The 13631-nt window shown below is 43.5% G+C and carries 11 protein-coding genes and 1 pseudogene; 7 read left to right on the plus strand and 5 right to left on the minus strand.

The genetic code is table 11. From position 1 onward, the window contains the following. Positions 1–2 precede the first annotated feature (2 nt). Complete coding sequence (gene argR, locus BU200_RS07140; protein WP_075099525.1) at positions 3–440, minus strand: arginine repressor; 438 nt, start codon at positions 438–440, stop codon at positions 3–5. Between the two features lie 111 nt (positions 441–551). Between argR and argS the strand changes: the two genes are divergently transcribed. Further along, positions 552–2240, plus strand: a complete 1689-nt coding sequence (gene argS, locus BU200_RS07145; protein ID WP_075099526.1) for an arginine--tRNA ligase — start codon at positions 552–554, stop codon at positions 2238–2240. A gap of 183 nt (positions 2241–2423) precedes the next feature. Here the strand turns inward: argS and BU200_RS07150 are convergent, their stop codons facing one another. Both BU200_RS07150 and malQ read right to left on the minus strand, forming a co-directional pair. Then, positions 2424–2948 carry an ABC transporter permease gene (locus BU200_RS07150; RefSeq protein WP_075099527.1) on the minus strand — a complete coding sequence of 175 codons (525 nt, stop codon included), beginning with the start codon at positions 2946–2948 and terminating at the stop codon, positions 2424–2426. Between the two features lie 189 nt (positions 2949–3137). Next, positions 3138–4640: a 4-alpha-glucanotransferase gene (gene malQ, locus BU200_RS07155; protein ID WP_075099528.1), complete on the minus strand. Its 1503-nt coding sequence runs from the start codon at positions 4638–4640 to the stop codon at positions 3138–3140. Between the two features lie 303 nt (positions 4641–4943). Here malQ and BU200_RS07160 point away from each other — a divergent pair, with 303 nt between their 5' ends. The 6 genes from BU200_RS07160 to pulA all read left to right on the plus strand — a co-directional run bounded on the left by BU200_RS07160 (position 4944) and on the right by pulA (position 12928). Beyond that, positions 4944–6197 carry an extracellular solute-binding protein gene (locus BU200_RS07160; RefSeq protein ID WP_075099529.1) on the plus strand — a complete coding sequence of 418 codons (1254 nt, stop codon included), beginning with the start codon at positions 4944–4946 and terminating at the stop codon, positions 6195–6197. 327 nt (positions 6198–6524) lie between these two features. After that, positions 6525–7817, plus strand: a complete 1293-nt coding sequence (locus BU200_RS07165; protein WP_075099530.1) for a carbohydrate ABC transporter permease — start codon at positions 6525–6527, stop codon at positions 7815–7817. 1 nt (position 7818) lies between these two features. After that, positions 7819–8661: a sugar ABC transporter permease gene (locus BU200_RS07170; protein WP_075099531.1), complete on the plus strand. Its 843-nt coding sequence runs from the start codon at positions 7819–7821 to the stop codon at positions 8659–8661. 421 nt (positions 8662–9082) lie between these two features. Then, a complete protein-coding gene (locus tag BU200_RS07175) occupies positions 9083–9865 on the plus strand; it encodes a hypothetical protein (RefSeq protein ID WP_075099532.1) in 783 nt (260 codons plus the stop codon). Positions 9866–9874: 9 nt separating this feature from the next. After that, positions 9875–10858, plus strand: coding sequence for a LacI family DNA-binding transcriptional regulator (locus BU200_RS07180; RefSeq protein ID WP_075099533.1), 984 nt, complete (start codon positions 9875–9877; stop codon positions 10856–10858). 18 nt (positions 10859–10876) lie between these two features. Further along, positions 10877–12928, plus strand: a complete 2052-nt coding sequence (pulA, locus tag BU200_RS07185; RefSeq protein WP_075099534.1) for a type I pullulanase — start codon at positions 10877–10879, stop codon at positions 12926–12928. A 289-nt stretch (positions 12929–13217) separates the two neighbouring features. On the opposite strand, the pseudogene BU200_RS07190 reads toward pulA, so the two are convergent. Both BU200_RS07190 and BU200_RS11775 read right to left on the minus strand, forming a co-directional pair. Beyond that, a pseudogene (locus BU200_RS07190) lies at positions 13218–13484 on the minus strand (transposase); the annotation flags it as partial. A gap of 36 nt (positions 13485–13520) precedes the next feature. After that, positions 13521–13631: IS3 family transposase (locus BU200_RS11775; RefSeq protein ID WP_142237032.1), on the minus strand; the 111-nt coding region annotated here is incomplete at its 5' end.

Here is a 13631-nt window from a genome sequence, read left to right on the forward strand (position 1 = left end):
TCTCAATCTAAATAAGAATTTATCTCAGCTTCAACCTGTTTCGCGGCTTCTTCATCACGACAGATGACGAGCAAGGTATCCGCACCTGCCAAGGTTCCTAGAATAGTCGCAGGCTTTTCGATATCAATGATATTAGCCATTAAGGCTGCCTCTCCCAACTCCGAATGAAGCACCAGAATAAAGCTCGCCCGCTCTACCTTGTAGGCATATTGAGCTAATAGCTGACTAAAAGCTGCTTCTTCGCTCCTTGGCAAGCTATAATAAGAACTGCCGTTTTCATGCATCTTCACCAGCCCTAATTCCCGTAGATCCCGCGACAAGGTGGTCTGGGTCACAGAAATCCCGTGCCGTTCAAGCCCCTGCTTGATTTCTGCCTGAGTCCGAATCTTTTCCTGACGAATCATGGTCTGAATTAACTGTTGTCGTTCTGCTTTATTCACTCATTTACCTCTAACTATATCATTATGAGTATTATAACAAATTTTAGCTATTTTCTCATGCGTAAAAGCAGAAATATGTTAAAATAGAATGAATAACTCTGGAGGTTTGTTATGAATCAAAAAATGCTTGTTGCTGAAAAACTAGCAACTGCCATTCCTAGTCTCGATCTAGAAACCATTTATACACTATTAGAAAAACCAAAATCATCTGAAATGGGAGACATTGCTTTCCCAGCTTTTTCATTAGCAAAAGTGGAGCGCAAAGCGCCCCAAGCCATTGCAGCTAACATCGTTGAAAAACTTGATAGCGACGGATTTGAAAAGATTGTTGCGACTGGTCCTTACGTCAACTTTTTCCTAAATAAGGCTGCCATTTCACATGCAACCTTGACCCAGATCATTGAAGAAAAAGAAGACTATGGACAGCAGGATTGTGGCGAGGGAGAACAGGTCACGATCGACATGTCTAGCCCAAATATCGCAAAGCCTTTCTCCGTCGGTCACTTGCGTTCTACCGTTATCGGAGATGCCCTTGCCAACATCTATGAAAAAATGGGCTATAAGGCGCTTCGGATCAACCATTTGGGTGACTGGGGTAAACAGTTCGGTCTCTTAATCGTTGCTTACAAGTTATGGGGAGATAAGGCTGCTGTTGAAACTAATCCAATCTCAGAACTACTCAAGCTCTATGTCCGTATCAATGCTGAAGCAGATGAAAAGCCTGAATTAGACGAAGAAGGACGCAAATGGTTTAAAAAATTGGAAGACGGTGACGCAGAAGCTCTTGAACTCTGGCAATGGTTCCGAGATGAGAGCTTGGTTGAGTTTAACCGCATCTATGATAAGCTAAACATTACCTTCGACTATATCCAAGGAGAAGCTTTCTACAACGATAAAATGGACAAGGGAATTGAGATTCTCAAGGCGAAACACCTCTTGCAGGAATCAAAAGGTGCTATGATTGTCAATCTCGAGGACTACAATCTGCCTCCAGCCCTCATCATGAAATCTGACGGGGCAACCCTCTACATCACGCGCGATATTGCAACTGCTCTTTATCGCAAGGAACAGTACCACTTCACCAAGAACATCTATGTCGTTGGGCAGGAGCAGGCTAACCACTTCAAACAACTAAAAGCTGTCCTCAAGGAAATGGGATTTGACTGGAGCGATGATATGCTCCACATCCCCTTTGGTCTGGTGACCAAAGACAAGAAAAAATTGTCTACCCGTAAAGGAAATATCATTCTCTTAGAGCCAACCCTTGACGAAGCTGTTGCCCGCGCCCTCTCCCAAATCGAAGCTAAAAATCCTGATTTGAAAGACAAGGAAGCTGTTGCAGAAGCTGTCGGTATCGGCGCTGTGAAATTCTATGACCTCAAAACAGATCGGGAAAATGGGTATGATTTTGATTTGGAAGCTATGGTATCCTTTGAAGGCGAAACTGGACCTTATGTCCAATATGCTTACGCACGGATTCAGTCCATTCTTCGCAAGGGCAACTTCACCCCCACAATTGACAACCAGTATCAATTGACCGACGCAGAAAGCTGGGAGATTATCAAACATCTCCAAGGCTTCGCAGCTGTTATCGAAAAAGCAGCAGACAAGTACGAACCGTCCCTGATTGCAAAATATGCGATTAACCTTGCTCAGGCCTTTAACAAATACTACGCGCACACCCGCATTCTCAATGAAAGCCCAGAGCGCGATAGCCGTCTGGCATTGGCCTACGCGACAGGTATCGTCCTAAAAGAAGCTCTCCGCCTCCTCGGGGTTAAAGCACCTGAAAAAATGTAAAATAATCTCCTTGGACTTCCAAGGAGATTTACTTTATTTATCTGATTCATTTTCTCAATTGAGAATTGTGAATAGCGAGAGTTCAAATAGCGAAGCTGACCTCCCAAAACCGCAGTGACGCTCTCAAGTGATAGCTCAAGCGCTCCGCAAGGCGGGCAGCTATTGACTGTTTGTTGACAAGTATTAAATATCTGTTGCTGTCTGTGCCATGGATGGTTTTTCTTTTGGTTTGCGAACAAGGAAGAAGACCGTCAAACCAAAGAAGATAGCAAAGAGGACGATACTCAAGACATACATTCCCAAGGCTCCTGCTTCAGTAGATTTACGGAGCAATTCTTCTGTATACAGACCAGCAACCCCCTTGGTACCAAGGTAAGCATAGGTAGAAGCAATTAAAGTTCCAAACAGATAGCCGATATAACTATAAGATGCTGTCTCGTTTTTCTTTTGGAATAGAAAAACGATCGTTACGATAATCAGAGCTAAGAGTATAACAGCTAATGCTTTATTGATTCCATTTGTACTAAATTCAATACTTGCTCTGCTCACATTTATTATCTGATCTTCAAATCCATTAGTTTGAAAACTAGCAAACGAGGCTCTCATTGCTTCTTCATCAAATTTTGAAAAGAAAGCTCCCCAAAGTCTTAAAAGACTTGAAATCCCAGCAAGAGTTGCCAAAATATATAAATGAATCGGTTTTTTCATAATATTATCCCCTTTTGTATGATTGTTTTGTTACAACCGATTATACTCCTTTATTTTTGTCTTGTCAATTGATTTTTTAAAGATTTTACAATACTTTTTCTAGCCGCAGGGTAAGTCCGTATACTATTTGTCTTTCCTAAGCCTCAAACCTTCTATGTTGAGAGTGTTGCTCCGTAGTCCTATTCGTTTCTAACACTTCACATTCTGGCGGCGGTAGGTGGTGGTCAAATCAAGCAGGTGAGCCTCTACTTCTGACGACAGCTGATCAGCTGTCATGCGCCAAGTCCAATTGCCGCCTAGCGTATTTGGTAAGTTCATCCGTGCAGATCCATCCAGTTCGAGCAGATCCTGCATGGTTGCTATGGCCATAAAGGCAACCGAACCAAATAGCATACGGAGCATGGTATGGTTGATCGACTCATCAGGACGACGGTTGCTGTAAGCATCCAAGTAGGCCTTAGATTCATCAGACACTTCGTGTTCATACCAACCACGAATGGTACTATTATCATGTGTACCAGTATAAGCAACGACATTTCGGCGGTGGTTATGCGGAATTTCAATGCTGTCTCCATGTGGATCGAAAGCAAATTGCAAGACCTTCATGCCTGGGAAGCCTGTTGTTTCGCGCAGTTCAATCACCTTATCGGTCACAGAACCCAAATCTTCTGCAATGATATTCAAATCACCCAGAGCCTCCTTGATCGCCGCAAACAACTCAAAGCCCGGTGCTTCAACACGATAGCCATTGACAGCCGTTGTTTCACCTGCTGGAATTTCCCAGAAAGAAGCAAAACCGATGAAATGATCAATCCGCACCATATCGTACAATTTAAAGCTCTCACGTAGGCGCGCAATCCACCAGGAAAAACCATCTGCCTTCATCGCATCCCAATCATAAATTGGATTGCCCCACAGCTGACCGATCTCTGAAAAGGCATCTGGTGGACAACCTGCTACGACACTCGGACGCCCTTCTTCGTCTGTCTTAAAGAATTGCGGATTAGCCCACATGTCCGAGGAGTCTGCTGCAATATAGATCGGCATATCTCCGACAATCTCGATACCACGGTCATTGGCATAGGTTTTCAAGGCGCACCATTGGCGGAAGAAGAGGTACTGAGTGATGCGGTGATAGTCGATTTGGTCTGCTAATTGTACGCGATAAGAGGCAAGGGCTGCTTCTTCCCGCCTGCGAATAGCCTCATCTTCCCACTCTGTCCATGCTTTGAGCTCAAAGTGCTCCTTGATTGCCATATATTCTGCAAAATTATCCAACCAAGAGGCTTGCTCTTCTAAGAAGCTCTGATAGTCTGTCGGTAGGCCTTGCTCTTTCAGGCGAGCGACAACCTTTTCTAAGACTGGACGACGACCATAGAAAATTTTGGCATAGTCCACTTCTGTCGCCTTGTCCCCAAAATCAATCCCTTCGACTTCATGGGCTTCGAGCCAACCTTCTTCTATCAATAGATCGAAATCAATGAAATGTGTATTGCCCGCAAAAGCAGAGAAAGACTGATAAGGGGAATCGCCATAACTCGTCGTTCCCAGTGGTAGGATCTGCCAATAGCGCTGCTTGGTTCTCACTAAAAAATCTACAAAGTCATAGGCTGACTGTCCAAAGCTTCCGATTCCATATTTTCCTGGCAGTGAGGAGATGTGAAGTAATACTCCACTTTGTCGTTCTTTCATATCACTAGCTCCTTTTAGATAATGTTGTCATTGTTGCATTTTTAGTTGCAAACGTTTGCTCGCTAACATTATATAATGATAACGCTAACAAATCAAGACTTTTTCGGAAACAATCTGCATTTTATCTATTTTTTAAGTAGATAAAATAAGGCTTTTACATCTTTTCTCGAAATTTTAATCAAATTCGAGAAAAAAAGACTTGCAAACGCATTCATTTTACGATATAATAAGTTTGAAAAGCAAACGTTTGCGTTATTCGCTCGCGTTTCTTACCATATTACAATTATTCTTGGAGGGGATAATATGAAACACAAATTGCTCAAGAGCCTTGCTCTTCTTACCGCTACAACAAGCGTCCTTGCTGCTTGTTCTTCAAACAAATCAGCTTCTAATGAATCATCTGCTGATGGAAAATCTTTGACTGTCTATGTGGACCAAGGTTACAAAGAATATATTGAATCAGCAGCTAAAAAATTCGAAGAAGATAATGGTGTCAAAGTCACTATCAAAACAGGGGATGCTCTTGGAGGACTTGATAACCTTTCTCTTGACAACCAATCAGGCTCAGCACCTGACGTGATGATGGCGCCATACGACCGCGTAGGTAGCCTCGGTTCTGAAGGTCAATTGTCAGAAGTGAAACTTGCTGAAACCAGCATGACAGATGACACTACCAAAGCACTCGTAACCAACGGTGGAAAAGTCTACGGCTCACCAGCTGTTATCGAAACACTCGTTCTCTACTATAACAAAGACCTTATCAAAGAAGCGCCAAAAACATTTGCTGACTTGGAGACAATGGCAAAAGACAGCAAGTATGCCTTTGAGGGAGAAAACGGGAAAACAACAGCCTTCCTTGCTGACTGGACAAACTTCTACTACACTTACGGACTTCTTGCTGGACACGGCGGCTATGTCTTTGGTGACAATGGTACCAATCCAAAAGACATTGGTTTGAACAATGACGGCGCAATCAAAGCAATCGAATACGCAAAAACATGGTACAGCCAGTGGCCTCAAGGTTTACAAGATACCTCTGCTGCAGCAAACTTGATTCAAACACAATTCACTGAAGGAAAAGCAGTAGCGATTATCGACGGACCATGGAAAGCAGCTTCCTTCAAAGAAGCAAAAGTAAACTACGGTGTAGCAACAATTCCAACCCTTCCAAACGGTAAAGAGTACCAAGCATTCGGTGGTGGTAAAGCATGGGTTATCCCAGTTGGATCACAAAATCCTGACATGGCACAAAAATTTGTCGACTACTTGAGTGCAACCGATCAACAAAAAGCACTTTACGACTTGACAAACGAAGTTCCAGCCAACACTGAGGCTCGTGAATATGCAGTCGGCAAAAACGATGAATTGACAAGTGCCGTTGTAGCCCAATTTGCTTCTGCACAACCACTTCCAAACATCTCTGAAATGAGTACCGTTTGGGAACCAGCTGCCAATATGCTCTTTGAAGCTGCAAGCGGTAAAAAAGATGCAAAAACAGCTGCAAACGATGCAGTGAAATTGATCGAAGATACGATTTCACAAAAATACGGCCAATAAGCAGATTGACGAAAAGGGAATGCGATAGACATACAGGCGAATGAATGAGCTTTAAAACAAGAAACTGAGACGTAGATCGTATTGAAGTACGGCAAGTCGAAAGTGACAATGAATTAAAGTTCATTCAACTGACGATAACATCATCTAATGTCGCTGGACTTGAGCTAGCCTCTACGGATAGACTCTTGATAGGTCAGCCCGTCGCAAACCCGATAAGCACTGCTTCCACGGTTCAAGCTATAAAAATGAACGAGGTCGGGAACTTTATCCCAGCCTCTTTTATTCAAAATGATATGAACTATCGCTTACTAGAAAGGAAATTTTAGGATGACCCAACAAAACCCTAGTAAAGCCTTACTTTTGTCCCTGATTCCTGGTCTTGGACAACTGTATAATAAACAAAAAGCAAAAGGGTTTATTTTTCTCGGAGTAACCATTGCTTTTGTCCTCTACTTCATCACCATTGCTTCTGGAGAGATTGCCAATCTCATCACACTTGGGAGCCAACGCGGGCGTGACAATTCCCTCTTTATGCTGATTCGTGGCTCTTTCCACCTCATCATCATCGCAGTCTATCTATTCTTTTATGCCTTGAATTTAAAAGATGCGAAAGATACTGCAAAGCGTTGGAATAGTGGCATTCCTGTCACTACCACCCTCAGGGCTATGATGCAAAATATCTATGAGAATGGCTTCCCCTATCTCTTGATCATTCCGTCATACATCGCTATGACCTTTGCGATTATCTTCCCTGTTGTGGTAACGCTCTTAATTGCCTTTACCAACTACGACTTCCAACACTTACCACCCGGTGCCCTGTTGGATTGGGTGGGGCTAGCAAACTTCTCTAATATCTGGCAATTGAGCACCTTCCGCAGTGCCTTTGGTTCTGTCCTATCATGGACCATTATCTGGGCTCTTTGTGCCTCAACAGCCCAGATTGTGATTGGTATTTTGACAGCGATTGTCGCCAACCAGCCCTTTATCAAAGGAAAACGCATCTTCGGTGTTATCTTCCTGCTTCCATGGGCAGTTCCTGCTTTCGTGACAATCTTGAGCTTTAGCAATATGTTCAACGACAGTGTCGGTGCGATCAATACGCAGGTACTCCCATTCTTGAGTAAATTCTTACCATTTATTGATAATTTCCTCATTCCATGGAAAACAGACCCATTTTGGACAAAAGTTGCCTTGATTATGATGCAGGCTTGGCTCGGTTTCCCTTACATCTACGTATTGACATTAGGGATTCTGCAATCCATTCCAAATGACCTGTACGAGGCAGCCTATATTGACGGAGCTAGCCCTTGGCAGAAATTCCGCAATATCACCTTCCCAATGATTCTTGCGGTGGCTGCACCTACACTTATCAGTCAATACACTTTCAATTTCAACAACTTCTCGATCATCTACCTCTTCAACAACGGTGGACCAGGGAGTGTCGGTGGTGGAGCTGGATCAACAGATATCCTGATTTCATGGATTTATAAATTGACTACCGGAACATCTCCTCAATACTCAATGGCAGCAGCCGTGACCTTGATTATTTCGATGATTGTCATCAGTATCTCCATGATTGCCTTCAAAAAATTAAATGCCTTTGACATGGAGGATGTGTAAGATGAAACTTTCTGTAAAATTTAAACGCCGACTCAGTCAGGCTTTGACCTATCTCTACTTGATCGTCTTGTCTGTCATTATCATCTATCCACTCTTGATTACCATTACCTCCGCTTTCAAATCAGGAAACGTTGTGGCATTCAAGTTGGACGGTAATATCAACTTTACCCTCGAGAATTTTAGCAAACTTTTCAACGAAACCCTATACGGCACTTGGTATCTCAACACCTTGGTCATTGCCCTCTTGACAATGGTTGCCCAAACCAGTATAGTGGTACTAGCAGGATATGCTTATAGCCGTTACAACTTCCTCGCTCGTAAACAAAGTTTGGTCTTCTTCTTGATTATCCAAATGGTACCGACCATGGCTGCCCTTACTGCCTTCTTCGTTATGGCCTTAATGCTCAATGCCCTTAACCAAAGCTGGTTCCTCATCTTCCTTTATGTCGGCGGTGGAATCCCAATGAACGCTTGGTTGATGAAAGGCTACTTTGATACGGTACCCATTTCTCTTGATGAATCAGCAAAACTAGACGGCGCCGGACACTTCAGACGTTTCTGGCAAATCGTTCTTCCTCTCGTTCGTCCAATGATTGCAGTACAAGCACTCTGGGCATTTATGGGACCGTTTGGCGATTACATCTTATCTAAGTTCTTGCTTCGTGAAAAAGAATACTATACCGTTGCTGTGGGTCTTCAGACCTTTATCAACGATGCGAAAAACTTGAAAATCGCATACTTCGCAGCTGGTGCAATTCTCATTGCTCTACCAATCTGTACCCTATTCTTCTTCCTCCAAAAGAACTTTGTATCCGGTTTAACGAGTGGTGGTGACAAGGGATAATCTTTGTCCCACCTTTTCTTGTTGTCAAGGATATGGGGAAGTAAATTAAGTAGAAAGCTAACGCCATGCTCCATGAATACCAGAAAGACGACAGGAGCTTAAAGCAGAAGCAGTATGTCTCTTGAACCCGACCCTGCCCATCGAGGAAATGGACAAGGGCAAATACCAGCATCCCTTCAAGTGGAAACGCTGGTGAGGGAGCTGTATCAGAATGGCATATTCAAATCCCATCTCTCACCCTTCTCTTTGTAGGGAACAACTATCTCCCAGAAAGTTAAAACTTGTCTCTTTTTCCGAGATTTTAAGCTGAACTCAATTCTAAGATACATAGATTGTCGTGCAATCAATGAGTTGGGTCTTTTTGTCAGCGAGTTGAATTATAAAAGATAAACTAAATGACTATAATAGAAATGAGGCTTCCATGTTACCTTATCCCTTTTCTTATTTCTCAAGCATTGTGACACCGCAAAAAATGTTTGCCAACCGGCATGCTATGACTCTGTGGCAACGCCTGTTTACAACTGTTTTTCTGATCGCTCTTCTGGTCATTCCCTCATCTTTGCAAACCGTCCAATTGACCACCTACCCTCTAGAGAATTTCATTGATGGGGTTTATGAGCCCTTGACAGAACCAGTCGTATCGGATCTAGCGCAACATAGTCAGTTTGCTGATGGGCAGTTGACCTATACAGGAAATGCACACAACCAATCTATCACATTCGGAAACGAGATCCCGCAAGGGGAAGGTTTTACCTATCAATTCGATGTCGAAAGGCTCATCATTCGTAAGAATGGGACAACCCTAGTTGAAACGTCTTATCAAGGTTTTGAGGCAGCTAGCTTCCAAAATAAACAAGCCTTGACAGATACGATTTCTCAGGTCTGGTACCAGCAAAATCGACCTCTGGTCAGTCTCACTATTACACTCATGTCTGCCTTTCTCTTAGGAGCAAATGTGTTCTTTATTGTGTTTGGTGCAACCTTCTTCCTTTACCTAACGAAAAAATCCACACTCTTTCATCTACAATCGATTAAAGAGTGTTACAATCTATCCCTTAACTGTCTCGGTTTGCCGACGATAATCGCCTGTTTTAGTGGTCTATTTGGTCAACCAGTGACAACCGTAATCACAGTACAAAACATCATATTTGTACTGGTCTTACTCTGGGTCTTTTTTACCACAAAATTCCGAGATCTTGCTTAGGAGGTTTCTATGCGTGCTACCATCAAAGATGTTGCAAGACTAGCCGGGGTTTCCCCCTCAACTGTCACCCGCGTCATTCAAAATAGCTCTGCGATTAGCCAAAAGACCAAAGATATTGTCCGCAAAGCTATGGTCGAACTCAACTATCATCCCAACCTCAATGCCCGTAGCTTGGTGAGTAGCTACTCCCAAGTCATCGGCTTGGTCCTGCCCGATGATTCCGATATTTTCTATCAAAATCCATTCTTTCCAACTGCCTTGCGCGGTATCTCGCAGGTAGCTGCTGACCATAATTATGCTCTTCAGATCAGCACTGGAAAAGATGAGAAGCAACGATTGGAAGCGATTTCTCAAATGGTGTACGGTCGACGGGTTGACGGCTTGATTTTCCTTTACTCCAAGCCAGATGATCCTCTGGTACAATTAGCAATCCAGCACAACTTCCCATTTCTTATCTTGGGAAAAGCTGCATCCCCCTTTATCTCGCTAGTCGATAATGACAATATTCAAGCAGCCTTTGAGGCAACCAGCTACTTCATCCAAAAGGGCTACAAGAATCCTGCTTTTGTAGCTGGAAACAAGGAACTCGTTGTATCCCAAGACCGCTATAAGGGCTATAAAAAAGCCCTCAAAGCCTACAATATCCCTCTTGATGATAGCAAGGTCAAATTCAGCTCTGGTTTCCTCTTAGAGGACAGTAGTTACAAGGTCATGAAAAAACTCATGAAACAGAAACCAGATGCTATTATCACAACCGACACCATGGTGGCAGAGGGAATCTTGCAATACCTCCATGAAATCAATGTGCACCTGCCCATCATCTCCTTTGACTCTGTCAAGCCAAAACTCGCAATTGATGCCTATGTAGACGTTCACGCCATTCAATTAGGTCGTGTCGCCTGCGACACCCTACTCCAAATTATCAATGATAGCAAAGAGAACAAGCAGATTTGCTATCGCCGTGTCATTCCACACACCATTACTGAACTTTAAGAAAGGAGCCACTGGCTCATGACCTTACGACAATTTAAAGCCGTTCTCGATGACGAGACAAGTCTTCAAATTCTTCTTGAAAAGCGCTTCGATCATCCAGAGATGACCTTTACGATCGCATCTGATCTAGGCGAAGAAGAGCTCCTTCTCCAACATCGCACCGAGCAAGAGCAAAGCATCATCTATCACCTCTCTAGTCGTCACCTGCTAAACCTAACAAGCGACTATACAATCTACGATCAGGATCGAAACGCAGCTGAACTAGCCTATGGCAGCATCGTTCGCTCTAGCCTATTTGAGCAGACCTTTACCTATGATGGTCAGGATCTAGGATCTCATTATAGTCCTACTGAAACTCGGTTCAAACTCTGGGCACCAATTTCAAAAGCAGTCTTTCTAGTCCTTGACGGCACACCCTGTGCTATGAAAAATAAGGAAAAAGGGGTCTGGCAAGTGACTGTGTCAGGTGACCTAGACGGAGCCAGCTACCACTACCTCCACAAAGTCAATGGAGAATGGATTTCCGTCCACGACCCTTACGCGCTTTCTTCTAAGGCAAATGCAGGGGATAGCTACGTCATCAATCCTGCCAAACTCTCAACTCCCCGCCGTGCCCGCACTCAACTACCACCCTCACAAGCCATCATCTATGAAATGAGTGTCCGCGACTTCTCCCAGCAAGTGGGTGCAGGGTTCAAGCATGCCAGTCAATTTCTAGGCTTGACAGAATCTCCTCAACAAGAGAAGATGAGCCTTGGAATGGACTACATCAAAGAACTCGGTGTGACCCACATCCAGCTCATGCCAGTCTATGATTTTGGAAGTGTTGATGAAAGTTTTCCACAAGCTGTGTATAACTGGGGATATGATCCCGTACAATACAATGTACCCGAAGGCTCCTTTGCCAGCAAGCCTGATGACCCTTACGCACGGATTTGCGAATTGCAAACAGCCATCCAAGCTTACCACAATGCCGATATCAGCGTCATTATGGACGTTGTCTATAATCATGTCTATCATGCAGAAGAGTACGCCTTTGAACGCATCGTTCCTGGATATTTCTATCGCTATCAGGAAAATGGTCTTCGGACAGACGGCACCTTTTGTGGAAATGATGTAGCCAGCGAACGCAGCATGGTTCGCAACTACATCAAGCAGTCTCTCCGCCAATGGACTAGCCTCTACGGATTTGACGGATTCCGCTTTGACCTCATGGGGATACTTGACATCGAAACCATGAAGCAAATCGAAGCAGAATTACGCCTAGTCCATGACAATATTTATCTCTACGGTGAGGGCTGGAAAATGGCAACAGGTCTTGACTCTGACCAGCTAGCCCATCAATACAATGCTGAAAAACTGCCGCAACTCGCCTTTTTCAATGATGACTACCGCGATACCATTAAAAAAGTCCTACTGAATCCACAGCACCTAGTAAACAAACAACTTCATGAAAAGATTCAGCACCTGCTAACAGGAAGCCGCTTCAGCCACTTCCTTAGTCCAGAGCAGTCCGTCAACTATATCGAATGCCATGACAATGCGACGGCCTTTGATTATTTCCACATTGAAAATCCTAGCTGGACATCACATCAGCAGAAGCGGGCAGCCAGCTTCGGATTGCAACTGCTTCTCATTTCACAAGGCATAGCCTTTCTTCACAGCGGACAAGAATTTTTCCGCACCAAAGATGAAATCGACAATACTTATAATCTCCCTGATGCCATCAACCGCCTTGATTGGACACGGGCGCTTCGCTACCGCGAACATATCCAGTTTGTCCGTGACCTCATCGCCTTTCGGAAAGAACACCCAATCTTGAGCCAAGGTGATTATAACACCATTCAGGAAACTTGCGACTTCTATTGGCTGACAGAATACGTCCTACGCTATACGGTCACATCCAAGGAGGAGAAAATTCAGTTTATCATCAACTTCTCAAATACTGATTTTATTTATGAAAAAGAAGCGAACCAGACCGTCCGCTTTACTTTCCCACCAATGACTGAAAATGCTGACCAGATCGTCATCGCTGGTCAAAGCATGTGCGTCTTGGAAAATCAGAAATAATATAGTCGCTTATACTCCCTATATTTAGAACTGGCTAAAGCTGAAACAGTTATGTCCCAAAGAGGGGCACACTTGACACGAGTTTCACTCGTTCTATCTTGTTTTAAGGGAACAGGCTAAAAACCTCCACTGGAGCTTTTTACTCAGCAAGGTGAATGAATAACGTCAGATTTTGATTTTTGACGAGTATTAATACAAAACCTAAACCAAACGACTATAATAGAAAACTCTCTAGTTCAGCTATTGTGAACTGCTCCCTGTCAAGTAGACAGTCAAATAATAAAAGATATTAAGCAACCTGATTCCTGAATTCCCAAGGGGTCAGGTTGTTTAATTTAGTTTGATAACGTTGTGTATTGTAAAACTGGATATAGCTTTCCACATCTGCGACTAGCTCCTCGTAAGTCTTGTATTTCTTGAGATGATAAGACTCTGTCTTGAAATGCCCAAAGAAACTTTCAATTGGTGCATTGTCGATACATTTCCCAACTCGTGACATGGATAGAGTGATGCCAGCCTGTGTTGTAAAATAGCGATATTCCTTTGAAGTGAACTGCTCCCTGTCAAGTAGACAGTCAAATAATAAAAGATATTAAGCAACCTGATTCCTGAATTCCCAAGGGGTCAGGTTGTTTAATTTAGTTTGATAACGTTGTGTATTGTAAAACTGGATATAGCTTTCCACATCTGCGACTAGCTCCTC

This window comes from Streptococcus acidominimus (genome assembly GCF_001921825.1).
Classification (GTDB): domain Bacteria; phylum Bacillota; class Bacilli; order Lactobacillales; family Streptococcaceae; genus Streptococcus; species Streptococcus acidominimus.